Below are 24,987 nucleotides of genomic sequence, written 5' to 3'. Positions count from 1 at the left end.
GGTGAACGGCGGAACCCGGATCGGACCTGATGAGGCGATACTCTGGAGTTGTGATGTGGATTTTCGGTCGATCGAAGAAGAACGCTGCCGGTGCTGAGGGCGAGGAGCCCACGAAGGCAGCGGAGCCGTCGGCCGCCTCTGCCCGCGGCGGCACCGGTTCCGCCGACAGCGCCGCCACCGGCCCCGCCGACGCCCCCGCCAGCGCCTCCTCCCCGGCGGCGGAAGCGGACGCCGCCCCCAGCACTCTCGCTGAGCGGCACGCCGCCCAACGCGAACGCGAACGGCAGGCCGGCGCATCCGCCGTCCCGGCCGCTGAGATCGCCGACACCGGCACGTCCAGCGTGGATGACATCCAGCACTTCACCGGGGACGTCCCCCGCCTCGCGGGCCTGCTGCCGGTGCAGGTCGATGAGGTGACCCGCGAGGACCGCGTGGAGCGCGCCCTGGACCGCTGGCGCCTGACCATGTCCGACCTCGCCGACGGGCGCGGCTTCCTCCTGGACCTGCGCGGCGGCCCCGAGTACCTCGACCTGACCAACTCCCACCCGCAGGGTCTGGCGCACCTGTTCGCCGCCCGCGGCGCCACCCGCCTGTCCAGCCTCGTGCGCGAACCCGGCTCGCTCGCGACGGCGCGCCGCCATGCGCGTGCGCTGCGGGAGATCGCGCAGTCGTTCGCGGAGGAACGGGGACTGACCACCTGCTACCTCGGCATCGGTGAGGCGTCCTGGCTGCCGTCGGACGGCGGCAGCGCGATCCACGCGCCGATCATGCTGCGCCCCATCAACCTGTTCCTGCGGGGCAACGCCCGCGAGGACATCGACCTCGACCTCGACGCCGCGGTGGAGCTGAACCCGGTGCTGCTGAAGGCCATGCGCGAAGCCGGTGTGATCCTCGACGCTCGGTCCCTGCTGGACCTCACCGCGTCCATTCACGGCTTCGATCCGAGCCCGGTGATCGACGCGTTCCGCAGCCTCGGCGAACCGCTGCTGAACTTCCGGGTCTCCCACGCCCTCGTCGTCGGCAGCCTCATCGACTCCTCGGTGTCCATGCTGGAGGACTTCGACACCCCGTCGGAGGACCTCGCGGACAACGACCTGATCGCGGCGCTCGCCGGGGACCCGGAGGCCCGCGAAGCGCTCTCCCCGGAGGGGGAGAAGCGAGCCGGCACCGGTGACCAGGAGGCCGACGCCTCCTCCGCGCCGATTGCGATCGTCGACCCGGACGAGGCCCGCGCCCTGTCCGCCATCGAGGACACCGACTGCCTCGTGGTGGAGACGGCGCCGGGCGCACCGGCGACCTCCACGATCGTGAACCTGATGGCGGAGCTCGCCGCGCAGCAGAAGCGGGTGCTGGTGGTCTCGCAGCGCTCCAGCCACCTCGCGGACCTCGCGGAGGCGGTCGCCGCCGCCGGGCTCGGCGATCTGCTGCTGGACCTCAGCCCGGACCCGCAGCTGCAGCGCACCACGGTGGAGTCGCTGCTGGTGTCGCTGGCGAAGGCGAACTCGTTCGTGCCGCCGGTCTCGATGGAGGAGGACCCGGCGCTCGTGGAGGCGGCGGAGTCGCTGCGTGAGCATCTGACGGCGATGCACCGCCGCCAGGAGCCCTGGGGCGCCTCCGCGCACGATGCGATCAACGCGCTCTCAGGCCTGCTGCGCCGTGACCCCGCACCGCGCACGCAGGTGCGCCTGCCGGCCGATGTGGCCCGCCGAGTGGGGGAGCGGCCCGATGAGTACCGCGAGCTGCTGGAGCGTGCCGCCGCCACCCGCGCCCTCTACCTGGGGGCCGATGTCACGCCGTGGGCCGGTGCCCACATCACCACGCGCACGCAGGCGGACCGAGCCCTGGAGCTCGCTGAGGCGCTCGATGACGAGCACCTGCCGGAGCTGATCCGCCGCAGCCGGGAGATGACGAAGCAGGCTCACCTCGAGCCCGCCGAATCGATCGATGCGCTGCGCACGCAGATCCGCGTCCTGGAACGGGTGCGCACCGTGACGACCCGGTTCGACGCCCAGGTGTTCCTCTCCGATCTGGATGCCCTCATCGCCGCGACGGGCGACAAGAAGTTCCGTCAGGCGCACGGCATCAAGCAGGGGATGCGGCAGCGCCGCGCCCTGCGGCAGGAGGCCGCCGGGTATGCGAAGGACTCGGCGACCCCGCAGGAGCTGCACGAAGCGCTCACCGGGGTGCGCGGGGTGGCCCACGACTGGCGCACCCATTCGACAGCCCCCGATTCCCAGCCTGTGGTACCCGCGGATCTGGATGACCTGACCGCGGTGGTGGACCGCTGTGAGCGCGCCCTGGATGAGCTGGAGGTGCTGCTCGCCGGAACCCGCGCCGGCACCGAGTTCGGCCGCCGTCCGATCACCGACATCCAGGCGCAGATCCGGGAACTGGTGGAGGACAAGCAGGCGCTGGAGGACCTGCCGGAGCAGACCACGATTCTGCGCGAGCTCGACTTCGAGGGCCTGGGCCGCCTTGTGGCGGATCTGCGCGCCCGCGAACTCGAGGAGGAGAACGTCGCTGCGGAGCTCGACCTCGCCTGGTGGTCCAGCGTGTTCGAGTTCATCGCGGCGAAGGAACCGCTGCTCAGTGAGCACACGGGCACGGACCTGTCGCAGATCGCGGAGCGCTACCGCCGCCTGGATGCGCAGTTCCTCGCCGCGCAGCAGTACCGGGTGCGGGAGCAGGCCGACCGCATCCTCGTGGAGACGATGAAGCGCTACCGGGACACGTCCCGCGCCGCGATCGTGGAGCTGAACAACCCGGGCACCACGAGCGTGAAGGACGTGGTCGCGAAGTACGAGCAGATCATGTTCCGCGCCCGCCCCCTCTGGCTGGTGTCGCCGTACATGGTGCCGCAGCTGATCCCGTCGGGCGTCCACTTCGATGTCGTCATTGTGGCCGACGGCGCCCGCCTGCCCACCGCTGCTGCGGTCCCCGCCCTGACCCGCGCCGACCGCGCCGTGGTCATCGGTGATGCGTACGAGTACGCGGGGGAGCCGCCGCTGCAGCCGGAGGCGGAGGAGCTGGAGCCGGGGGCGCTGCCGATGGCGAACAACCTGCTGCTGGACGACCTGCGGGCCCTTGCCCCGATCGTGCGGATCCGCCGGGACCAGCACCCCGCGACCGGTGGTGTGCGCCGCTTCGTGTCCCGTGTGACCCGAGCCGGCCGCCCCGATGAACTGGACGCCCACCAGCTCGCGGTCCCGAGCCCCCTGCCGCCGGACGATGACCTGTTCATCCACGTGGAGGACGGCCGCGGCCCCGTCGCCGCGGACACCGCCTACGTGGAGTCGACCGAAGCCGAGCTGCGCCGCATCACTGACCTGGTGGTGCAGCATGCCCGCATGTCACCGGAGCGTTCGCTCGCGGTGGTGACGGTGACGGCGGAGCACGCGAAGCGCGTGATGGACCGGATCATGTCGACGGTGAGCCGGATGCCGGAGCTGCGGGACTTCTTCCAGCCGAACGTGCCGGAGGCGTTCGTGGTGACGCCCGCGATCGGTGCGACCGCGGTGGAGCGCGACGACATCATCGTCTCCCTCGGCTTCGGCCTCACCCCGCACGGCCGCCTGTTCCACTCCTTTGGGCCGCTGTCCGGCCCGCACGGCCGCAAGGTCCTGGTCAGCCTGCTGACCCGATCGCGCCTGCGCACCGTCGTGGTCAGCTCCCTGGCCTCCGCGGACTTCGACCCGGACCGCCTCACGACGGAGGGGGCGCGCGACCTCTTCGATCTGCTGCGCTTCCTCGAAGCAGGCTTCGACGCCGCGGTCCTCGGCGAGGACGACGGCACGCCCGACCCCGCCGAGCAGGCAGCCGCCGCCCCCGAGCCCACCGAGCAGGCAGCTGACGAGCAGCAGGCCGACGGAGTCTCCGAGTCCGCCGAGCAGGCAGCCGAGGAGCAGCAAGCCGACGGAGCCCCCGACCCTACCGAGCAGGAAGCCACCGAGTGCGCTGAGGATGCCGGTGAATCCGCGGACGCGTCGGAACCCGTCGGCCACTCCGCCGCCGACGTCGCGCCCCTGCCAGAGCCCACCCTTGAGGTGTCCGAGGACGACGCCACCGCCGACGCCACGCCGGCGATCCGCTTCGCCGAGGGCGGCGACTCCCACATCGACGCCCTCGTGGCCGACCTCGCGGACCGTCTGCAGGAGCGCGGCCTCCACACCGAGCTCGACTACGGCCTCTCCCACGACCGCATCGAACTCGCCGTCGGCCACCGGGACCTGCCGGGCCGCCTCCTCGTGGCGGTGGAGACCGACGGAGCCCGCTACGCCACCACCGCTGACCAGCGCGAACGCGACCGGCTTCGCACCGAACGCCTCGAAGCCGCGGGCTGGGTCGTGGAGCGCGTCTGGTCGTGGGCCCTGTTCATCGACCCCGAAGGCGAAGCGGACCGCGTCACGCGCACGGTGGAGCGGGCGCACGCGTTCTGGATGGAGCGCCTCCAGGAGCCGGTGGCACGCGCCGGCACCACCCGCCATCGCCTCCCGCGCCCCAAGGTGCCGGCAGGCCACCCGCTGTCGTTCTACGGCGCGGAGGACTTCGACGCGGTCGTCGCCTACATCTCCAGTGACGGACGTGCCCGCCTCACCGAGCAGCTCGCCGCCGAAGTGCGGGAGTTCCTCGGCTTCGAGCAGCGCTCCCTGCTGCTGGATGTGTCCGTGTCCTCCGCGATCCGCCGCTACCAGGAGAGCCATGACTGATCGGCGCTCACCCACGCTCGGCGAGTCGCGCCCGGGCCGCGTTGTGATCTCGTCGGTCACCGGGAAGCCGATGGAGCAGCCCGTACGCCGCGGCGGCCCGCGCATCGTGCCCAACCGCACCGAGGACGACGCGGCCGTGGACAGCAACGACGACCGCCTCCGGCAGGACGTCCCGCCGCACTGGGGGCGCTGACCGCCCCCGTTCGATCCGCACCGCACCCGACCCGGGCGCACGCCCGGCCACCAGGAGGAGAACCGTGACGAAGCAGCCCACCATCTTCATGCTCGGCGCCGGCAGCATGGGCGGCGCCGTCGCCACCGCGATCCGCCGCTCCGGCATCGACGCGCAGAACGTCCACGTCATGAACTCCCGCCCGGAATCCACCGAGCGCGCCGCGAAGGAGTACGACCTCACGCCCGCCGACTCGCTCGAGGACGCCGTGCGCGAGGCCGACATCATCATCCTCGGCATCAAGCCGTACCAGCTCGCCGCCCAGCTGCCGAAGCTCGCCGAGCACCTCAGCGCGGACACCCTCGTGGTGTCCCTCGCGGCCGGCGCCACCATCGACACGCTGCGCGAGCACCTCGGCGGGCACGAGAAGATCATCCGCACCATGCCGAACACCCCGGTCGCCGTCGGCTCCGGCGTCGTCGCCGTGATGCCCGCCGACGCCGTCACCGACGAGGAGACCGCGACGGTCGAGGAGCTGTTCTCCGCGTCCGCCGACGTGGTGCGGGTCCCGGAGGACAAGGTCCACCAGGTGATCGGCGCGGCCGGGTCCGCGCCCGCGTTCATGTTCTACGTCGCCGAAGCGATGATCGACGAGGGCGTCATGCAGGGCCTCACCCGCGACCAGGCCGCCGAGATGGTCATCGCGACCATGGCGGGGTCTGCGAAGCTGCTGCAGGAGCAGGGCCTCAGCCCCGCCGAGGCGCGCTACCGGGTCTCCAGCCCCGGCGGCACCACGGTGCGCGGTGTCGCCGCGCTCGAAGAGGCCGGGGTGCGCGTGGGCCTGGCGAAGGCGATGCGCGCCGCCGCCGACTGGTCGCGCCACATGGAGGAGGGCTGATCCGGCCTGTTCGGGGCCGACGGGCGCCGGCGCTCAGGGCCGGTTCGCGAACCGTTCGATCAGGTCCGTGTGGCCCGACACGATCAGCGTGTCATGCACCGCCACCTTGGTTGTCGGTGCCGCGTACGTGAAGTCGCGCCCCGGTGACTTCACACCCACCACGGTCACGCCGTACTTCGAGCGGATGTCCGATTCGGCGAGGGTGAAGCCCTGGATCTCCCGCGGCGGCCGCATCTTCACGATCGCCCAGTCGTCGTCGAACTCGATGTAGTCCAGGAGGTGGCCGTTCACCAGGTGCGCCACCCGCTGACCGGCGTCCTTCTCCGGGAACACCACGTGGTGGGCTCCGATCCGCTCCAGGATCTTGCCGTGCGAAGCGGAGATCGCCTTCGCCCAGATGATCGGGCCGGCGAGGTCCACGAGGTTCGCGGTGATCAGCACACTCGCCTCCACGCTCGTGCCCACACCGACCACGGCGACGTCGAACCCGGCGGCGCCGACCTGGTGGAGGGCGTCCATGTTCGTGCCGTCGGCTTCGACGACGTGGGTGAGGCGGCCGGAGTACTCCTGCACCAGGTCGGGCCGGGAGTCGATCGCGAGCACGTTCGTGCCGAGCTTCTCCAGCGTCAGGGCGATGGACGCGCCGAAGCGGCCCAGGCCGACGACGAGGACGCCGTCGCCTCTGCGATTGTCGGGCATAGGTCTCCTCTGATGTGTCAGCCGATGATCGGCCGCTCCTCGGGCAGGCGGATGATCCTCGGACGCGTGCGCATCGCCAGGGCGGCGCCGACGGTCACGGGACCCAGTCGGCCCACGAGCATACAGGTGACGATCGCGGCCTTCGCCGGAGTGGACAGGTCCGCTGTGATGCCGGTGGACAGGCCGACCGTGCCGTACGCGGACAGCACCTCGAACAGCACCTGGTCCAGCCCGTACGGGGTGAGGCGCAGCATCACCAGGGTGGCGAAGAAGATGACCATGACGGAGATGGCGAGCACGCCGATCGCCTGACGGATCGTGTCCTCCGGGATGCGGCGGCCGAACGCCTCCACATCGCGGTCACCGCGGACCTCCGCGATGATCGCGAGCATCAGGATCGCGAACGTGGTCACCTTGATGCCGCCGGCGGTGGAGCCGGAGCCGCCGCCGATGAACATCAGCAGGTCCTGCACCACCCACGACTCGGGGTGCATCGCGCCCACGTCGATCACGGACAGGCCGCCGGAGCGCGGCATCACGCCGGTGAACAGCGCGGCCAGCATGCGATCCTTCAGCGGCAGGCCGCCGAAGGTGTCCGGGTTCGTCCACTCAAGGGCGGTGATCGAAACAATGGCGAGCAGCAGAAGCAGTGTGGATCCCGCGATCGTCATCTTCGCGTGCAGCGTCCACTTCGCGGGGTGGTTCCAGTGGCGGAACAGCACGAGGATCACGGGGAAGCCGAGGGACCCGGTGAACACGGCGGCGGCGACCGGCAGCACGAAAGCGGGCTCGCCCACGTACTGCAGGGTGCCTTCGGCTTCGTGCACGAAGCCGACGTTGTTGAAGGAGGAGATGCCGTAGTAGAGGGCGTCGAACAGGGCGGTGGGGACGGACGCGCCGCGGGACAGGAAGAACGGGGCCAGCGACAGGAACGTCAGGGTCTCCAGGGCCGTGGAGGTGATGACGATGGTCTTCAGCACCCCGCCCACCTGGTCCAGCTGCTGCGCCTTCGTCTCGCGGGCCGTTACGATGCGCTGCGCGAGGCCCATCTCCCGCATCACGGACAGGCCGAGGAGGGACGCCACGGTGAGCACGCCGAAGCCGCCCACCTTCATCGCCGCCATGATGACGATGTTGCCGAACAGGCTCCACTGGTGCGCCATGTCCAGGGTGGTCAGGCCCGTCACGCACACGGCGGACACGGCGGTGAACAGAGCGTCGATCAGCGGCGGGGAGGTCCCGTCGGCGTTGGAGATCGGCAGCCACAGCAGCAGCGTCACCAGGCCGATGATGCCGAGGAAGGCGATCATCGCCAGGCGCGCAGGCGAGGTGCGGGTCCGCGCGGCGTTCTGGACGATCCGTCCCAGCGCGCTCTTCGACCCGCGACTCTTCGCGGCTTTCTGCATGCGTGTGCTCCCGACCCATTGGATGTGACCGGCCGGGCCCGGACCGGTCAGGACGTCCAGGGGACGTCGCCGGCGATTGTACGCGCCCTGCGCTACCCTCGTAACCATGACGAGACCAGGCGAAACAGCCGTTGTCTGGGATGACGCGCTGTGCGCCTACGACTTCGGCCCCGCGCACCCCATGGACCCCGTTCGGCTCGAGCTCACTGCCGCGCTCGCACGGTCGTTCGGGCTCTTCGACCTTCCGCGGGTGCGCCTGATCTCCGCGCCGGTGGCCGACGGGTCCGTCCTGGAGACGATCCACGACCCCGTGTTCGTCCAGGCGGTGCGGGATGCGTCCGCTGCGGGGCTGAACCCGTCGGCTGAGGAGCGCACGCACCTGAACCGGTGGGGGCTCGCCACCCCCGAGGTGCCGATCTTCCCCGGCATGGACGAGGCCTCGGCCCGGCTCGTGGGAGGCAGCATCGCCGCGGTTACCGAGATCCTGGAGGGCCGCTGCGAGCGCGCCGTCAGCTTCTCCGGAGGAATGCACCACGCGAAGTCCGGTTTCGCCGGTGGGTTCTGCGTGTTCAACGATGCCGCGGCCGCCATCGCGGCGGCGCTCGCGGCGGGGGAGGAGCGCATCGTCTACCTCGATCTGGATGTCCACCACGGCGACGGGGTGGAGCAGATCTTCTGGAACGACCCGCGCGTCACCACGATCTCCATTCACCAGAGCGGCGACACCCTCTACCCCGGCACGGGGTTCATCCAGGACAGCGGCGGGCCGGCCGCCCCCGGCACGGCGATCAACATTCCGATGCCGGCGGGGACGCGCCCGGAGGACTGGCTGCGCGCGATCGACGGCGCGATCGACCCCCTGATCCGTGCGATTCGCCCCACCCTGCTGGTCACCCAGCACGGGGCCGACTCCCACAGCATCGATCCGCTGGCCGACATGGACCTGACGATCGAAGCGCAGCGCGCAGCGATGCTGATGTGCAGGGACCTCGCAACGATCGCGGCGGGCGGCCGCTGGCTGGCGCTCGGCGGCGGCGGGTACTCGGTGGCGGACGTGGTGCCGCGCTCGTGGACCCACCTGGTGGCGGTCGTGGTGGACGCCGACATCGATGCCGATGCGCCGATCCCCGAGGAAGAGCTGCAGCGGATGTGGGACGGGGCGCACCGCACCGGTGCGGTGCCGCCGCGGGCCTTCACCACGATGGGCGATGGGTCCGAGCCGGTGTTCAGGCCGTGGAGCGCAGGGTTCAACCCGGAGCATCCGGTGGACCGCCTGGTGCAGTCGGTGCGGCGCGTGCATTTCCCCGAATGGGGCCTGGACCCGCTGTACGACTGATCCGTCGGTCCCACGGCGTGAGGTGCACCGCCCGCCCCGCGCCCTGAGCCGCACCGCCGGCCCCGCCGGACGGCCGCGCAGGTGCCGACCGTTACTGTTGTGTTATGACCGAGACACCCACGCGCACCGTCACCGAAGCGGCGCGCGCTCACCTCGCCGACCTGCGGATCCCCTTCGACATCCGCGGGTCCAGCGCCGCTGAGCGCACCGCCCGCCACCTGCGCGACCAGCTCGCCGACCACATCGAACCGCGCATCGCCTCCCTCGACGCGCCGCTGCTGGCCGTCGTCGGCGGCTCCACCGGTGCCGGTAAGTCCACCCTCGTCAACTCCCTCGTGGGGCACGAGGTGACCCGCTCAGGCGCGATCCGCCCCACCACCCGCCAGCCGGTGCTCCTCCACAATCCGACGGACGCCGCCTGGTTCGAAGGCCCCCGCATCCTGCCGAACCTGCCGCGCGTGACCCGCCGTTCCGCCGCCGACGAGGTGCCCGGCTCGCAGTCCGCCGCCGGCCTCAACCTCGTCGCCGACGACACCATCCCCACCGGCATCGCCGTCCTCGACGCCCCGGACATCGACTCGGTCGCCGCGGAGAACCGTGAGCTCGCCGGGCAGCTGCTGCGCGCCGCAGACCTGTGGATCTTCGTCACCACCGCCCACCGCTACGCCGACGCGGTCCCCTGGGACGTCCTGTCGCAGGCCGCGGCACGCGACATCACCGTCTCCCTCGTCATGAACCGCATCCCGAACCAGCCGGGCGTCGCCGAGGAGCTCGGCGGGCACCTGCAGGAGATGATGGCGGAGCGCGGAGTCGACGCGGCGACCGTGTTCCGCATCCACGAGGCACCGCTGACGGACGACGGCCTCATCCGCGGCCCCGAAGTGGATGCTCTGCGCTCATGGATCCTGTCCCTCGCCGGGGACTCCGGCCAGCGGGCCGCCATCGCCCGCCGCACCCTGGCGGGCGCGCTCACCAATGCCGCCGACGCCCTCGAGCAGGTCGCGGAGCACGTCGGTGAGCAGCAGAGCGAACAGGACCGCCTCGCGGGAATCGTCCGCTCCGAGTTCGACACCGCCGCCGAAGCGATCGCAGAGGTCACCCGCGACGGCGCCCTGCTGCGCGGTGAAGTGCTTGCCCGCTGGCAGGACGTGGTCGGCACCGGTGAGTTCTTCAAGGGCGTGCAGGGCTGGGTGTCCCGCATGCGCGACCGCATCACGAACGCGCTGACGGGCACCGCGAAACCCGTGGTGGATGCGCAGAGCGCGATCGAGACGGGCCTGGTCTCCGTGGTGATCGATGAATGCGCCAACGCCCGCACCCGCACGGTCCGTCAGTGGGGCTCGCACGAGGCGGGCACCTCGGTCCTGCAGTCCGAGCCGGGGCTGGAGCGTCAGCTGCTCGCGGTCGACGAGCGGTTCCGTCGGCAGGTGGAGGACCAGGTCCGATCCTGGCAGCGCGATGTCCTCGATCTCGTGTCCCGGGAGGGGCAGGACCGCCGGCAGAAGGCGCGGATCCTGTCGCTGGGTGTGAACGTCGTCGGCATTGCGCTGATGGTGGTGGTGTTCGCCTCCACCGCGTTCATCCCCACCGGGCTCGAAGTCGGCGCCGGCGCCACCACCGCAGTCGTCGGCCAGAAGCTGCTGGAGTCGATCTTCGGGGATGAGGCGGTGCGCCGCCTCGCCCGGGTCGCCCGGCAGCAGCTCGACGACCGCCTCAACGCCCTGGTGGACGCGCAGGCCGCTGACTTCGCACATGTCCTGGCAGAGCACCCGATCCCCGTCGGCGAGGAGGTTCTGCGCGCCGACGCCGCCCAGCTGCGCGACCTCACCGCCCAGCTCCGCTCCGGTACCGCACAGACATCCGACGGGGGCGATCGATGACGACGATCAGCGACCGCCTCCGCGCCCTGGAGGATCTGCGGACCGCGGGCGGACCCCTGCTGGACGACGCCGCCACCGGCGAGCTCACAGCCCTGGACGCACGCGTGCGCGAACGCGTCGGCCTGTCCGCCGAGCACACCGTGGTGGGCCTGTTCGGTGCCACCGGCTCCGGCAAGTCCACCCTCTTCAACGCGCTCGCGGGTGAGGAGGTCTCCCGCGTCGCGGTGCGCCGGCCCACCACCGCACAGCCGGTCGCCGCAATCGTGGAGAACCGCACGTCGCCCGAGCTGGAGGATGAGGCGCACCGCCTGCTCGACTGGCTGGAGGTGAGTGAGCGGCACATCGTCAGCCCCGACGGCGCCGATCCCCGGGTGATCCTCGTGGACATGCCCGACTTCGACTCCGTCCAGGCCGCGAACCGAGCTGTCGCTGAGCGCCTCGCCGACCTCGTCGACGTCGTGGTGTGGGTGAGCGACCCGGAGAAGTACGCCGACCGAGTGATGCACCAGGAGTTCATCGCCCGCTTCGCGTCGCACCGCGCCGTCACCCTCAGTGTCATCAACCAGATCGACCGCGTCCGCGACCGCGATCGCGACGCTGTTGTGCAGTCCTTCGCCGAGCTGCTGGGGGCCGACGGGCTCCCCGGCGCTGAGGTGCTCGCCACCTCGGCCCGCACCGGTGAGGGCGTGCGAGAGCTGCTGCAGGCGGCGTCGCGGGTTGCGAAGCAGAAGGAGGCGATCGCCCAGCGCCTCACCGCTGACTTCCAGGCCACCGCGGCACGGGTCGGGCCGATGCTCGGCGCATCCCAGCCGGAGGCGCCGAAGCGGTCCGCGCTGCGCAGCGCGGTCACCGGTGGCCGCACGAAGCATCAGGACTTCCGCGTCCCGGGCCTGCCGGACACGGTGCCGACTGAGGCGCACGACGGCCTCGTCGACGCCTGCTCCCGCGCCGCCCAGGTCGATGCGATCGCCCGCGCTGTCGGCGACTCCTACATCCACCGCGCCTCCCGGAGCACGGGCTGGCCGGGAACGCGCTGGCTGCGGAGCTTCCGCCCCGACCCGCTCGCCCGGATGCGCCTCGGCTTCGCGCCCGCGTCCCGCCACGGCAGGGCTGTGACCGCCGGAGGGGCCGACGGGTCCGCCGCGGGGGAGGGGCAGCCGGAGTTCGTCTCCCGCAGCTCCCTGTCCCTGGATGCGCCGGGCTCCCGCGCCGTCATCACCCGCGGCGCCGACAGGTTCGCGGAGGTCACCGCCGGTGATGCGCCCGCGCCGTGGCCCGCCCGACTGCGCGACGTGGTCGATGCGGAGGCGGAGCATCTGCCCGACGGCCTCGACTATGTGCTGACACACACGCAGCTGCCGGGGACGGGGCGCTCCTGGTGGTGGCTGCCGCTCAACATCATCCAGTGGCTGGCGCTGCTGGTCGCCCTCGCGGGCCTGGGCTGGCTGCTGGGCCTGTCGGCGCTGGGGTTCTTCGGGATCCCGCAGCCGGAGCTGCCGATGGTGCAGGGCCTGGGCTTCCCTCTGCCGGTGCCAACGGCGATGATCATCCTCGGGCTCGGCCTCGGCATCGTGCTGGCGGTGCTCTCCACGCTGCTGGCGCGGGTACGGGCTGGGTCCCTGCGGTCGGCGGCGCGGCGCCGCCTGCGCACATCGATCGCCTCGGCGATCGACGACACAGTGGCCGACGCCGCTCAGGAGGAGCTGGACCGCGCTCGATCCGTGGAGGGGGCGCTGAGCACGCTCGCGCGAGCGTGACCCGCCCTCCGGCCGTCCCGGGGAGGGTCGTGAGCGGTCTCACCACGCCACCGCCTGGCCTCCTGCGCGTTGCCGGCGTGTAAAATAATGCAACGTCTGTGTTCAAGCGAACCGCTATTCGTCATCGTGAAATGAGGTCACTATGGGTTCCGTCATCAAGAAGCGTCGCAAGCGCATGTCGAAGAAGAAGCACCGCAAGCTTCTTCGGAAGACGCGCCACCAGCGTCGCAACAAGAAGTGATCGACCATCACGCAAGCAGCGGGCGCCCCGATATCTGATCGGGGCGCCCGCTGCTGTGTTCTGGGCTTCTGGTCAGCGCGGTCCGCGGCGGCCGAAGCCGCTGGGGAACCCGATGAGGGGTCGGCGGCGCTTCTTCTTCAGCGCCCGGCGCAGCTCCTGCTCGGTGACGCGGTACACGGCGACGACCTCGCCGTCCACCATGATCACCGGGATCTCCAGTGACCAGCGGCGCTTGAGGTCGTCGTCCTCATCGATATTGCGATGGTCCACCGCCTCGCCGAGCTCGTCGGCGACACGGTGGACCACGGCGGAGGCCTCCACGCAGAGGTGGCAGCCGGGCCGGTCGAGGATGGTGATGCGTGCGGAGGTCATGGCCTCACGCTACCGCAGCCGTCGTCGGCCGGAGGGGGACGGATCAGGCGGTCGGGGCCACGAACTCGGCCTCGATGGTGATGCGGACGTTGTCCGAGACCATCACGCCGCCGGCTTCGAGGGCGGCGTTCCAGGTCAGGCCGAACTCCTTACGGGAGACGGTGGTCTCAGCGGCGACGCCGGCGCGCTTGGTGCCGAACGGGTCGGTGACCACGCCGCCGAACTCGTAGTCCAGTTCGACCGGCTTGGTGATGCCCATGATGGTGAGCTCGCCGGCGAGCTTGTCGCCCTTGACCTCGGTGGAGGTGAAGGTGATGGTCGGGTTCTTCTCGGCGTCGAAGAAGTCGCCGGACTTCAGGTGGTTGTCGCGGTCGGCGTTGCCGGTGTTGATGGAGTCGACCTGCAGGGTGGCGGTGTACTTCACGTCGTCCTTGCCGTCGCCCACGACCATGGAGCCGTCGATGGAGTCGAACTGGCCGCGGACTCGGGAGATGCCGGCGTGACGGACCGTGAAGCTGGCCGCGGAGTGAGCGGCGTCGAGGGTCCAGGTGCCGGTGGTGAGATCGGTGGTCATTGCGTCTCCTTCGAAGAGTTCGGAATCGGGGCCTTGCGCTCCGGTTTATTGAAACTTAAACTATCCGGAGAGCCGTCGCGATCGCAAAGGAAGTGTGACTCATGGCACCAACGAACGGTAATGAGCCCCGCTGGCTCTCCCCTGAGGAGCAGCGCGCCTGGCGGGTGTTCCTCTACACCACCACCCGCCTGCGCGAAGCGCTCTCGCAGGCGCTCGAGCAGGACCCCGAGGTGTCCCTCACCCTCGCCGAGTACGAGATCCTCGTGCGCCTGTCCGAGGCGCCCGGCGGCCACGCCCGCATGTCGGAGCTCGCCGATCATGTGGTCCACTCCCGCTCCCGCCTCACCCACACGGTGACCCGCCTGGAGAAGCGGGGCCTGGTGGAGCGTCAGCGCTGCGCCTCCGATGGGCGCGGCCGCGAAGCGCTCCTCACCGCCGACGGGCGGGCCCTGCTCGAGCGCGCCGCACCGGTGCACGTGGCGAGCGTCCGCGCCCAGCTCGTCGACCCCCTCGGCACCGACGGCATGGTCCGCCTCGGCTCCCTCCTGTCCGCCCTCCTCACCGAGGACGAACGCGCCGAGATCGCCGCCACACCCGAGTAGCCCCCGTCGGCCCCGACGGGACCGGCCCGGCCGGGATTGCTACCGTGGGGCAGTCATCCATCGGGAAAGAAGGAGCCGCGGCAGCATGGTCGACACGGTCATCCACCTCGTCCGGCACGGCGAAGTGCACAACCCGGACAGGATCCTCTATGGACGCCTGCCCGGCTACCGGCTGAGCGAGCGCGGCGAGAAGATGGCGGAACTGGTCGCCAACCACCTCGCCAGCCGTGACATCACGGCTGTGACCGCCTCCCCGCTGCTGCGTGCCCAGCAGACCGCCGCGCCGATCGCACAGCGCCACGGCCTGGGCGTCGGCACCGATGACCGCATCATCGAATCCACCAACCACTTCGAGGGCCTGCGGGTGGGCCACGGCGAAGGTCGGCTCACCAACCCCCGCCACTGGCCGCACTTCCGCAACCCCTTCACCCCCTCCTGGGGCGAGCCGTACCGCGAGCAGGTCGCGCGGGTGCGCGCAGCCGTGCGGGATGCGAAGAACACCAACGAGGGCCACGAGGCAGTGCTGGTGCTGCACCAGCTGCCGATCTGGGTGACGCGCCTCGCCGCCGAAGGCCGGCCCCTGTTCCACGATCCGCGCCGGCGCCAGTGCGGGCTGTGCTCCGTGACGTCCCTGGTGTTCCGCGGAGACCATCTCGATCACGTTGAGTACGCCGAACCCGCAGCCGAGCTCTACAGTGGTGCCGTCGATGCCACTGGAGGAAAGCTCACATGACCAACCCGCACCTGTCGCGCCGCCACCTGGTCGGCGCACTCGGCGCGCTGACCACCACCGCTGTCTTCGCTGCCTGTGGAACCGACACGAACTCCCGCTACGACACCGGCTTCGTCGCCGGTGACGGCGTCACCACGGAGATCGACCCGGCGGACCGCGGCGATGCGGTCGACTTCACCGCCACCGCCTACGACGGCACGGACATCGCCCTTGCTGACTGGCGCGGGAAGCCGGTGGTCCTCAACGTCTGGTATGCCTCCTGCGCCCCCTGCCGCAAGGAAGCGCCCGACCTCAAGGCGATCGCCGGCGACTACGGCGAGAAGATCCACATGCTCGGCATCAACGTCCGCGACGGCGCGGGCACCGCCAAGGCGTTCGAGGAGAACTTCGCGATTCCGTACCCGTCGGTCCCCGACCTCGACGCGCAGATCATGTACAAGCTCCGCGGCCAGGTGTCGCCGAACGCGGTGCCCTCCACCCTCGTCCTCGATGACGAGGGCCGGGTCGCCGCCCGCATCTCCGGCATCGCCGACCCCAGCATCCTGCGCGCCATGATCGATCGGGTGCTCAGCGAATGAGCGGCCTGCGCGAAGCGTTCCAGTCCACGATCCTGTCCGGCTCCCTCGTCCTCGCGGTGGCCGTGGCGGCGCTCGCCGGCATCGTCGCGTTCCTGTCGCCGTGCGTGTTCCCCGTGGTCCCCGGCTATCTGGGGTACGTCTCGGGGCTCGCGGGTCAGCGGGAGCAGGGCGGCCGACGGGGCCGCATGGTGGCCGGAGCGCTGCTGTTCATCGCCGGTTTCACGGTCGTGTTCATGGTGATCGGCGGCTTCGTCGGCGCCCTCGGCTACCAGCTGCAGGCGCACACCACGTGGATCAACCGCATCGCCGGCGTCATCGTGATCCTCATGGGCCTGCTGTTCATCGGCCTGTTCCCGGCGTCGCTGTCGGGGGAGAAGCGCATCTCGAAGCGGCCGGACGCGGGTCTGCTCGGCGCGCCCCTGATGGGGATGGTCTTCGGCTTCTCGTGGACGCCGTGCATCGGCCCCACGTTCGCCGCCGTCACGTCCCTCGCGCTCGACGGGGCGTCCGCGGAGCGCGGCGCGATCCTCGCCCTCGCGTATTCGCTGGGCCTGGGTCTGCCGTTCGTGCTGTTCGCGATCCTGTTCGACAAGGCTATCGGCGTGTCCTCCTGGCTGAAGCGGCATCGCCGGGCGATCACCACGATCGGCGGCGTCATCCTCATCATCATCGGCACCCTTCTGCTGACGGGCCAATGGGCGAGGTGGATGGATCAGCTGTCCGTCATGACCGGCACGTTCGAGACTGTGATCTGAGGAGGGGACGAGCATGAGCACCGCCGCACCTGAACCGGCCGCGCCGGATTCCGCAGCGCCGGAGTCCGCCGCGTCAGGCCCGAAGAAGCGGCCCACCCTGCCCTCCCTCGGGCTGATGGGCTGGCTGCGCTTCCTGTGGCGTCAGCTGACCAGCATGCAGACCGCGCTGATCCTGCTGATGCTGCTGGCGATCGCCGCGGTCCCCGGCAGCCTCTACCCGCAGCGCTCCGTCAACCCCGGCCTCACGGAGCAGTACCTGCAGGAGCATGGGAAGACCGCCGAAATCCTCGACAAGCTCGGCATGTTCGATGTCTTCGGCTCCGTCTGGTTCTCCGCGATCTACCTGCTGCTGTTCGTCTCCCTGATCGGCTGCGTGATCCCCCGCCTGCAGGTGTACCTCCGACAGGTGGTGGCGAAGCCGCCCGTGACACCGCGGCGCCTCACGCGGTTCACCGGCTACACGGACGTCACCCTGGACCCGTCGGCCCTCCCCGCCGCCACGAGCGCCGACGCACCCAGCGCTGACGGCAGCCCCACGAGCGCCGCCGACCTGCGCGACCGCTTCGCCCAGCGCCTGCGCCGTTCGCGCTACCGCATCCGCACCACCGAGGACGAGCGCGGCTTCGCCGTCTCCTCCGAACGCGGCTACCTGCGCGAAGCCGGCAACCTCCTGTTCCACGTCGCACTGCTGGGCGTCCTGATCGGTGTGGCGATGGGCCACCTCACCAGCTACCGCGGCCAGGTGACCGTGGTCGAGGGGGAGGGGTTCGCCAACTCCCTCACCCGCTACGACTCGTTCGAGGCGGGCCCCTGGTTCGATGAGACGAGCCTGCCGCCGTTCCGCTTCACGCTCGATGAGTTCCGCGCCGAGTTCAACACCGACACGGACAACCCCCGCGAGTTCGGCAAGCCCACCAAGTTCGAGGCGGATGTCACCGCGTCCGACCCGGACCAGCCGGAGTTCACGAAGACTGTGCGCGTCAACCAGCCGCTGAACCTCGGCGGCTCCGGCATCTACCTGCTCGGCAACGGCTACGCCCCCGTGCTCACCGTCACGGACCCGAAGGGCCGCGTCATCGCGGACGGCCCCGTCATCACGGTCCCGCAGGGCCTGCACTACACCTCGCAGCTGGTGCTGAAGATGCCGGATGCTCGACCGAAGCAGATGGCGGTGGTGGGCATCTTCGCCCCCACGATGGTGATCGACGACAAGGGCCCCCACTCGGAGTACGCGGGCCTGGTGAACCCGGAGATCGCCCTCACCGTCCACACCGGCGACCTCGGCCTGGACGGCGGAGTTCCGCAGAACGTGTTCCAGATCGATGTCCAGAAGCTCGACCCGGTGACGAAGGCCGACGGCTCCCCGATGCTGATCCGGCTGGGGCCCGGTGAAACGACGAAGCTGCCGGACGGCACCACGATCGAGTTCACCGATGTGAAGCGCTTCGCCGCGTTCGATGTGAAGCGCGACCCGTGGGAGGGCTTCACCCTCGCGATGGCGCTCGCCTCGATCGTGGGGCTGGTGGCGTCCCTGTTCATTCCGCGTCGACGCATCTTCGTGCGCGTCGCCGAGACCAGTGAAGGTCTGCGCCTGGAGGCCGCCGGCCTGGCGCGCAGCGAAGACTACCGCCTGCAGCAGGATGTGCAGGAGCTCGTGGCTGAGGTCACGGGCAGGAAGGAAGCAGACGAGTGATCAACGAGCAGCTCGCGCAGTTCTCCACCCTCGCGCTGGTCACCGCCATCGCGATCTACGTGCTGGGCTTCATCGCCTTCACGGTGGACGCGGTGCGCGGCACCCAGGTGCGCAGCGATGCCCGCCTCGAATCCGGCGGCGAGGGCCCGCGCCCCACCGCGGACGAAGCGGGAGCGATGACGGCGCTGAAGTTCGCCATGACCGTCACGGTGGTGGGCGGCATCATCCACGTGGCGGGTGTGGTGATGCGCGGCATCGCCACGGGCCGCGTCCCGTGGGGCAACATGTACGAGTTCTCGATGACCGGCTCCGCCGCGGTCACCGTGATGTTCCTGCTGATCTGCCTGCGCAACCGCGACCTGCGGCACCTGGGCGCATTCCTGTACGGGCCGATGCTGCTGCTGATGATGGTGGCGCAGACCGCCTGGTACCTGCCGGCCGCGCACCTGACGCCTTCGCTGCAGAACTCGTACTGGCTGGTGATCCACGTGTTCGTCGCCATTCTCTCCTGCGCCCTGTTCACCCTCGGTGCGGTCACATCGGTGCTGCAGCTGGTGCGGGCCCGCTGGGAGGAGAAGCACGGTGGAGAGGCTGAGTCGAGGGGTCTGCTGGCGCGCCTGCCGTCGGCGAAGACGCTGGAGCAGCTGAGCTTCCAGATCAACGCGATCGGCTTCGTGCTGTGGACGTTCACCCTGATCGCCGGTGCGATCTGGGCGAAGTACGCGTGGGGCCGGTACTGGGGCTGGGACCCGAAGGAAGTGTGGACGTTCATCATCTGGGTGGTGTACGCCGCCTACCTGCACGCCCGCGCCACCCAGGGCTTCCGCGGCAACCGCGCAGCCTGGTTCTCCCTGGTCGGGTTCGTCTGCGTCATCTTCAACTTCACCGTGGTGAACACGGTGATCAACGGCCTGCACTCGTACTCCGGTCTGTGATGAACGGCTCCGCCCTTCGGGTGCGGACCTGCACGTGCACTACCGTGGGGTGAGTGAGGCCCGCCCTGTTCTGCTGCGGCCTCTCGGCGCGACCCACCGGCGCAGTCGTCTGCGCTCGCCCGCAGCCTCCGATGCTGCCGCGGCCCTGGTGATCGAGTCCCGCCGCTCCGCCGCCCGGCGGACAGCCCGTGTGCTCCGTGCAGGACACCGACCCGATAGGCCTCTTCTTTGTCTGACTTCGTTTCGCTGGGTGTTCCCCAGCCGTTCGCCGCTGCTCTTCGTACGCGCGGCATCACCACTCCGACTCCGATCCAGGCGGCGACGCTGCCGGATTCCCTCGAAGGCCGCGATGTCCTCGGCCGTGGCCGCACCGGCTCCGGCAAGACCTTCGCATTCCTCCTGCCGACGGCGACCCGCCTGCTGCGGAGCGAGACCCGACGCACCTCGAAGCGCCCCCGGGCGCTGATCCTCGCGCCCACCCGTGAGCTCGCCAGCCAGATCGCCGAATCGTTCGAACCGCTGGGCCGCGCCGTTGGTCTGAACTGGGTGACGGTGTTCGGCGGCGTGGGCCAGAACCCGCAGGTGCGGGCCCTCGCCGACGGCGTGGACGTCCTCATCGCCTGCCCAGGCCGCCTGCTCGACCTGATGGGTCAGGGCGCTGTGGACCTCGGCGGGGTGGAGATCACCGTGCTCGACGAAGCGGACCACATGGCCGATATGGGCTTCCTGCCGATGGTGAAGCGGATCCTGGACCGGGTCCCGCAGCGGGGCCAGCGGATGCTGTTCTCCGCCACCCTCGACAACGGCATCGATGTGCTGGTGAAGCGCTACCTCCACCAGCCGGTGGTGCACGAAGCGGATTCGGCGCATTCGCCGGTGGCCGCCATGGAGCACCATGTGCTGGAGGTCGACGGCGGCGACAAGGTCCGCGTGGTGGCGGACCTCGCGGCGGCGCCGGGCAAGACGATCGTGTTCACCCGCACGAAGCACGGCGCGAAGAAGCTCGCGAAGAAGCTGCTGGCGATGGGGGTGCCGGCGGTTGACCTGCACGGCAACCTGGGCCAGAACGCCCGCACCCGCAACATGGAGGCGTTCCATTCCGGCCGGGTGGAGACCCTGGTGGCGACCGATATCGCCGCCCGCGGCATTCACGTGGACGATGTGGCACTGGTGGTCCATTCGGATCCGCCGGCGGAGCACAAGGCATATCTGCACCGTTCCGGCCGCACGGCGCGTGCTGGTCAGGCCGGCACCGTGGTGACGATCGCGACGCCGGAGCAGCGCGGAGAGGTGCGTTCGCTGATGCGCGCGGCGAAGATCACCGCCGCCCGGTCATCGGCGGACGATGAGGCGCTGCGGGCCCTCGCACCGGGTGAGCGCACGTTCCTCACCCGCGCTGAGGCGGAGAAGCAGGCGCAGCCGCATCTCGCGGAGCAGGGCGGCCAGCAGCGCGGCGGCCAGGGCCGGTCCCGTGCGTCGTGCTCCGGTCAGGGCCGTTCCGGCTCCTCCCGCGGCGGCGATGCCCGCGGCGGCGGGCAGGGCGGCCGTGGTCGCTCGCGGGGCCGACGGGGCCGCGGCCCTGCTGGTTCCGCCGGCACCCGCCAACAGAGCGCCCAGTCGTCCCGTTCCGGCACCCAGCCCGCCCGCTCCGGTGCGCAGCCCGCACGTTCGGGCGGTCTCGCGTCGTTCTCCGCCGGCGGCGGCCGGCGCTCCCGCTGACCCGCATCCAGCACAGCAACCGTCGGCCGGTGAAGGAGGCCCACCGTGAACAGTCCGCAGGAGTTCCGTAAACCGGGGGAGTCGCGTGCGCACCGCTGGGAGGCGGCAGGGCTGCGCTGGCTCGCCGAGGCCGACGGCGGCGCCCCCGTGGTCCCGGTCCTCGACATCCGCGACGACGCGCTGATCCTGGAGCGCCTGGAGGACGGGCACCCGCCGGCCGAGCAGGCGCGGCAGTTCGGGGCGGCGCTCGCGCGCACGCACGGAGCGGGGGCCGACGGGTTCGGTGTCGGCCCGCCGAGCTGGGACGACGATCACGGGTTCGGGCTGCAGGGACCCGCTGGGGAGCAGATTCGACTGGATCTGGCGGCGCCGGGCGACTTCGACCACTGGGGTGCGATGTTCGCCGATGCGCGACTCGCACCCCTCAACGAGCACGCCCGCATTCCCGAGATCGACGCGGTGTGTTCTCGTCTGCGCGCCGGCGAGTTCAGTGACGACGCCCCGCCAGCCCGGATCCACGGCGACCTGTGGGCCGGCAATGTTCTGTGGACGCCGCGCGGCGGTGTTCTGATCGACCCGGCGGCACACGGCGGACACCGGGAGGATGACCTGGCGGCGCTGCACCTGTTCGGCGCGCCGCACCTGGAGGAGATCATCGCCGGGTATGAGAGCGTCTCACCGCTGGCCGACGGGTGGCAGGACCGGGTGGGGCTGCACCAGCTGCACCTGCTGATGCTGCATGTGGTGCTGTTCGGCGGGCCGTATCGGGAGCAGACCCGCCGGGTCGCCTCCCGCTACACCTGAGCTGCGGCCGTCTTCTGGTCAGCGCGCAGGAAGGTGCGCAGTGCGCTGATGAATGCGTCGGGCTGGTCGGCGTGCACCCAGTGGCGGGCGTTCTTGATCGTCACCTGCAGCACGGAGGGGAACAGGGCTCGCATGACCGGCAGGTCCTCGGGGCGGATGTAGTCGGAGTCAGCGCCGGCGATCCATAGAACCGGGCCGGTGAAGGATGAGCCATCGATCTCGTTTGCGGGCCAGTCCTTGATCTGGTCGATGGCGCGGTGCAGGAGCGGGAAGTTCGGCTGCCAGTGGAAGCCGTCGCCGGTGGGGCTGTCCTTGTGGGATCCGGCGCGGTGAGTGCGGCTGAGGTTCTGCAGGAGGAATGCGCGGACAGACGCGTCGGGTACGTCCGCGGCGAGTCGGCGGTCGGCGTCGGTGCGGCCGGTGAGCGAGTCGAGGTCGAGGCGCGCGAGCGTGTCGAGGAGGTGCTCGAAGTCGCCGCGGCCGGAGGGGGAGTCGCCGTTCGGGCCGCCGTCGCCGACGGGTGCGATGTCGACCACGACGAGGCGGCGCACGAGGTCAGGGTGTCGCAGGGCGATCAGCATGGCGACTTTGCCGCCCATGGAGTGGCCGACGATGTCGACGGGGCCGCCGGCCGCGATGCCGTCCCGCAGGTGCTCGGCGACGATGTCGGCGGTGCTGGTATAGGAAAAATCCTCGGTCCAGGCGGACATGCCGTGGTTGGGCAGGTCGATGAGGTGGCAGCGGAAGCCGGGCTGCATGCCTTTGGCGATGCTGCTGAAGTTGCGGCCGCGGCCGAACAACCCGTGGATGAACACGACGGGGGCCCCGTCGCCGTCTCCGATCTCGACCGCGGCGACCTGCGGCTTCTCGTTGTCGTTCATGGCATCACCCTATCCGGGCGGGGAGTCCTCAATGAGTCGGATCGTCGCCCGTCGACCCGGTCTCGGGGGTATCGCCGGTTGACCCGGTCTCGGGGGTATCGCCGGTTGACCCGGTCTCGGGGGTATCGCCTGCCCTGGGGCCGTCGGTGTGCGGACCTCGCGCCTGCGGACCTCGTGCCTGCGGATCTCCTGGGCTCCGCTCCGCGGCAGTGGAGCCGCCGCGTTCCTGTTGGCGACGCTCGAGTTCCGCCTGTTTCGCCGCGCGATGCTGTTCTTCGATGCGTCGGCGGCGTTCGGCGCGGATCTCCCGGTCGAGCTTGGCGAGGAATTCGGGATCGTCGTCCGGCGCGAGGGGGCCGGTGCGTGCGCGTTGACGGCGCCGATTTCCCCAGCCGAGCGCCGACAGGTTCTGCCGCCCTGGGCCGTTCCCGCCGTTGCTGGTGCCGGTGCCGGTGAGGGCGCGGCCCTCCTTGCCGGCGAGGAACCACGTGATGGGGCCGACCCAGGGGATGAGCACGATGAACATGGCCCACACGAGCTTCGGCATGACCTTCACTTCGCGCTCTTCGGACTGCACACAGTCCGCGAGGGCGTAGATGGCCAGGGCGATGGTGACGATGATGATGAGCGGCCGCAGCATGCAGACAGTCTAGGCGGGCCCGCGCAGTGCAGGGGCGGGCCCGCGCAGTGCAGGGGCAGGCTCGCGCTGCCGGCCTGGTCATCAGAACGGCGGGGGACCTGGATCTGCTCCGGATGTGGGCGGCGGGTCCTCTCCACCGGACCCGTCGAGCCCGTGTCGGCGGGCGTGATGCGCCCAGGCGGAGCGAACGAAGGCGTACTCGGATGCTGCGATGAGGTCATCGGCGTCGGTCCTGTCGGCGACGAGCCTGTCGGCGATCGTCCACCGGGTCCGACCGGTTGATCGGCCCGGCTTCGGGCCGTGGATCCGAACCGGGTCCACCGCTTTCGCTGTCTTCACCTGATGGTGGCGCGTGCAGAGCAGGTGGAGGTTCTCCATCTCGGTTCGACCGCCGCTGTGGGGATCGCGGTGGTTGAACTCGACGATGTGGTCGGCTTCGATGCGGGCCCCGTTGGTTCGGCGTGTGCACCCGGGCGCTGCGCACATGCGGTTGCGCAGACGCAGGTGCTGCAGCATCTGCGGCGTGGGGCGGTACCGGGTCGCGGGGACCGGCAGGATCGCCCCGGTGGCTTCGTCCTGCAGGATCCGCAGCCAGATGCTGCTGCGACCGGCGAGGTCACGCGCCATGTCCGCCGGAATGACGTGGTCCCCGTTGATGGTGCCGGGCAGGTCGCTCTTCCCGAGGAGGGTGAGCGCCGGAACCTGGACGAACATCTGGAAGCGGGGTTCGGGGATGCGGAGACCGTCATTCGTGAATTCGGCGCTGGTGATGAGGATGCTGCGCAGCGCGCTGACGGACAGCGGCCTCTGTTTGAGCGCGGCGATCCCGTCGGGGTCGAACGGGACGTCCTCACCCCGCTCCAATGCGTGCTTCTGCTGCAGCTGTGCGGCGCGGGCGGTTCGGTCCAGCCTGTCCGCCATGTCGATCATGGTGGGCGCCGGGCCGGTGATGATCATCGAGAGAGCACCCGGGTGCTCAGGATCGGGCGGCAGAAGGCGGGCGTCCCGCATGGGCGGCGGGGCTTCGTCCACGGCGCGTTCGAGTTCCCGCAGGTAGACGGCGAGTCGGCGCATGCCGTGGTCGAGATCGGCGGGGTCGGCCGTGAAGTCCCACTCGGCCAGGAGATCATCGCCGCGGCGGAGGATCTCCGGTGACCGATGGCGGGTCCGGTGCAGCAGGAGGGAGAACTGGTCGGCGGTGATCTCCCCGCGTTCGAGCCGGGAGAGGGTCGTCGGCAGCGCGGTGACGGCGCGGTGGGCGTCCTGGATCCGCCGGGTGGCGCGGTCGTTGGTGGTGTGCAGGCCGACGGATGCGATGAGTTCGTTCTGCGCGGCGACGAGGAGATTCGCTTCTGTGCTGGTGTCGTCGAGATGCAGCGGGGCCAGCAGCCTGTACTCGCGTGCGGCGTGCTCGGCGGCAGCACGAGTGAGGGCTGACAGGGCGTGGGCTCGGTCGCGGGCTGCACGGTCGGTGTCGGGCAGGGCGGCGAATTCGGTGACGCCGACGGTGTCGTCTCGGCGCTGCACCGGACGGGGAGCTCGCGGCTCGCGCCGGTTCGGACGGTCGTCGGCGCTGTCCGTGCTGCGGGGTGTCATGAGCTCTCCT

22 protein-coding genes are annotated in these 24,987 nt (G+C 70.6%); 15 read left to right on the top strand and 7 right to left on the bottom strand.

Annotation, left to right across the window (positions count from 1 at the left end; genetic code table 11):
- The first annotated feature begins 53 nt into the window (after nucleotides 1–53).
- The 3 genes from R3I40_RS07910 (at nucleotide 54) to proC (ending at nucleotide 5,776) form a co-directional block, all read left to right on the top strand.
- On the top strand, nucleotides 54–4,706 hold the full coding sequence (locus R3I40_RS07910) for a PDDEXK-like endonuclease domain-containing protein (RefSeq protein WP_285261811.1): 4,653 nt from the start codon (nucleotides 54–56) through the stop codon (nucleotides 4,704–4,706).
- The gene (locus R3I40_RS07905; RefSeq protein ID WP_285261806.1) at nucleotides 4,699–4,899 is read left to right on the top strand and encodes a hypothetical protein; all 201 of its coding nucleotides are present in this window, start codon (nucleotides 4,699–4,701) and stop codon (nucleotides 4,897–4,899) included. Before R3I40_RS07910 ends, R3I40_RS07905 begins: the two co-directional genes overlap by 8 nt.
- A 64-nt stretch (nucleotides 4,900–4,963) precedes the next feature.
- The gene (gene proC, locus R3I40_RS07900) at nucleotides 4,964–5,776 is read left to right on the top strand and encodes a pyrroline-5-carboxylate reductase (RefSeq protein WP_285261807.1); all 813 of its coding nucleotides are present in this window, start codon (nucleotides 4,964–4,966) and stop codon (nucleotides 5,774–5,776) included.
- A 33-nt stretch (nucleotides 5,777–5,809) separates the two neighbouring features.
- Here the strand turns inward: proC and R3I40_RS07895 are convergent, their stop codons facing one another.
- Together R3I40_RS07895 and R3I40_RS07890 are read right to left on the bottom strand one after the other, a co-directional pair.
- Complete coding sequence (locus R3I40_RS07895; protein ID WP_183375755.1) at nucleotides 5,810–6,475, bottom strand: potassium channel family protein; 666 nt, start codon at nucleotides 6,473–6,475, stop codon at nucleotides 5,810–5,812.
- Nucleotides 6,476–6,492: 17 nt separating this feature from the next.
- On the bottom strand, nucleotides 6,493–7,881 hold the full coding sequence (locus R3I40_RS07890; RefSeq protein ID WP_183375753.1) for a TrkH family potassium uptake protein: 1,389 nt from the start codon (nucleotides 7,879–7,881) through the stop codon (nucleotides 6,493–6,495).
- Between the two features lie 106 nt (nucleotides 7,882–7,987).
- Between R3I40_RS07890 and R3I40_RS07885 the strand changes: the two genes are divergently transcribed.
- The 4 genes from R3I40_RS07885 to R3I40_RS07870 all read left to right on the top strand — a co-directional run bounded on the left by R3I40_RS07885 (nucleotide 7,988) and on the right by R3I40_RS07870 (nucleotide 13,095).
- Nucleotides 7,988–9,217: an acetoin utilization protein AcuC gene (locus R3I40_RS07885; protein ID WP_285261808.1), complete on the top strand. Its 1,230-nt coding sequence runs from the start codon at nucleotides 7,988–7,990 to the stop codon at nucleotides 9,215–9,217.
- A gap of 104 nt (nucleotides 9,218–9,321) precedes the next feature.
- Nucleotides 9,322–11,097, top strand: a complete 1,776-nt coding sequence (locus R3I40_RS07880) for a dynamin family protein (protein WP_285261809.1) — start codon at nucleotides 9,322–9,324, stop codon at nucleotides 11,095–11,097.
- On the top strand, nucleotides 11,094–12,854 hold the full coding sequence (locus tag R3I40_RS07875; protein ID WP_285261810.1) for a GTPase: 1,761 nt from the start codon (nucleotides 11,094–11,096) through the stop codon (nucleotides 12,852–12,854). Before R3I40_RS07880 ends, R3I40_RS07875 begins: the two co-directional genes overlap by 4 nt.
- Before the next feature lie 142 nt (nucleotides 12,855–12,996).
- Complete coding sequence (locus R3I40_RS07870) at nucleotides 12,997–13,095, top strand: 30S ribosomal protein bS22 (RefSeq protein ID WP_005504750.1); 99 nt, start codon at nucleotides 12,997–12,999, stop codon at nucleotides 13,093–13,095.
- Between the two features lie 72 nt (nucleotides 13,096–13,167).
- Here R3I40_RS07870 and R3I40_RS07865 read toward each other — a convergent pair whose 3' ends face one another.
- Both R3I40_RS07865 and R3I40_RS07860 read right to left on the bottom strand, forming a co-directional pair.
- Entirely contained in the window at nucleotides 13,168–13,467 is a 300-nt protein-coding gene (locus R3I40_RS07865; protein WP_285262451.1) for a glutaredoxin family protein, read from the bottom strand.
- Nucleotides 13,468–13,510: 43 nt separating this feature from the next.
- Nucleotides 13,511–14,041 (bottom strand): YceI family protein, encoded by a 531-nt coding sequence (locus R3I40_RS07860; protein WP_285262452.1) that lies wholly within the window; start codon nucleotides 14,039–14,041, stop codon nucleotides 13,511–13,513.
- 101 nt (nucleotides 14,042–14,142) lie between these two features.
- Here R3I40_RS07860 and R3I40_RS07855 point away from each other — a divergent pair, with 101 nt between their 5' ends.
- The 8 genes from R3I40_RS07855 (at nucleotide 14,143) to R3I40_RS07820 (ending at nucleotide 21,860) form a co-directional block, all read left to right on the top strand.
- Entirely contained in the window at nucleotides 14,143–14,643 is a 501-nt protein-coding gene (locus tag R3I40_RS07855) for a MarR family winged helix-turn-helix transcriptional regulator (protein ID WP_183375736.1), read from the top strand.
- Between the two features lie 85 nt (nucleotides 14,644–14,728).
- Nucleotides 14,729–15,376, top strand: coding sequence for a histidine phosphatase family protein (locus R3I40_RS07850; RefSeq protein ID WP_183375734.1), 648 nt, complete (start codon nucleotides 14,729–14,731; stop codon nucleotides 15,374–15,376).
- Nucleotides 15,373–15,954: a TlpA family protein disulfide reductase gene (locus tag R3I40_RS07845; RefSeq protein ID WP_259923595.1), complete on the top strand. Its 582-nt coding sequence runs from the start codon at nucleotides 15,373–15,375 to the stop codon at nucleotides 15,952–15,954. Before R3I40_RS07850 ends, R3I40_RS07845 begins: the two co-directional genes overlap by 4 nt.
- A gap of 5 nt (nucleotides 15,955–15,959) precedes the next feature.
- A complete protein-coding gene (locus R3I40_RS07840) occupies nucleotides 15,960–16,709 on the top strand; it encodes a cytochrome c biogenesis CcdA family protein (RefSeq protein ID WP_375544855.1) in 750 nt (249 codons plus the stop codon).
- 13 nt (nucleotides 16,710–16,722) lie between these two features.
- Complete coding sequence (gene resB, locus R3I40_RS07835) at nucleotides 16,723–18,402, top strand: cytochrome c biogenesis protein ResB (RefSeq protein WP_285262453.1); 1,680 nt, start codon at nucleotides 16,723–16,725, stop codon at nucleotides 18,400–18,402.
- Nucleotides 18,399–19,337 (top strand): c-type cytochrome biogenesis protein CcsB, encoded by a 939-nt coding sequence (ccsB, locus tag R3I40_RS07830; RefSeq protein WP_239376590.1) that lies wholly within the window; start codon nucleotides 18,399–18,401, stop codon nucleotides 19,335–19,337. Before resB ends, ccsB begins: the two co-directional genes overlap by 4 nt.
- Before the next feature lie 228 nt (nucleotides 19,338–19,565).
- A complete protein-coding gene (locus R3I40_RS07825) occupies nucleotides 19,566–21,056 on the top strand; it encodes a DEAD/DEAH box helicase (protein WP_285262454.1) in 1,491 nt (496 codons plus the stop codon).
- Between the two features lie 45 nt (nucleotides 21,057–21,101).
- Nucleotides 21,102–21,860 carry a fructosamine kinase family protein gene (locus R3I40_RS07820; RefSeq protein ID WP_285262455.1) on the top strand — a complete coding sequence of 253 codons (759 nt, stop codon included), beginning with the start codon at nucleotides 21,102–21,104 and terminating at the stop codon, nucleotides 21,858–21,860.
- Here the strand turns inward: R3I40_RS07820 and R3I40_RS07815 are convergent.
- The 3 genes from R3I40_RS07815 to R3I40_RS07805 form a co-directional block, all read right to left on the bottom strand.
- Nucleotides 21,851–22,741, bottom strand: a complete 891-nt coding sequence (locus R3I40_RS07815) for an alpha/beta fold hydrolase (RefSeq protein WP_239376593.1) — start codon at nucleotides 22,739–22,741, stop codon at nucleotides 21,851–21,853. The genes R3I40_RS07820 and R3I40_RS07815 overlap by 10 nt on opposite strands.
- 28 nt (nucleotides 22,742–22,769) lie before the next feature.
- Complete coding sequence (locus R3I40_RS07810; RefSeq protein ID WP_239376594.1) at nucleotides 22,770–23,381, bottom strand: PLD nuclease N-terminal domain-containing protein; 612 nt, start codon at nucleotides 23,379–23,381, stop codon at nucleotides 22,770–22,772.
- A gap of 81 nt (nucleotides 23,382–23,462) precedes the next feature.
- Nucleotides 23,463–24,977, bottom strand: a complete 1,515-nt coding sequence (locus R3I40_RS07805; RefSeq protein WP_239376595.1) for an HNH endonuclease — start codon at nucleotides 24,975–24,977, stop codon at nucleotides 23,463–23,465.
- Nucleotides 24,978–24,987: the final 10 nt, after the last annotated feature.

Origin of the sequence: Helcobacillus massiliensis (assembly GCF_033106145.1) — a bacterium.
Taxonomy (GTDB): domain Bacteria; phylum Actinomycetota; class Actinomycetes; order Actinomycetales; family Dermabacteraceae; genus Helcobacillus; species Helcobacillus massiliensis.
Note: the sequence above shows the minus strand (reverse complement) of the source record. Positions and strands in the feature narration are given on the sequence as shown.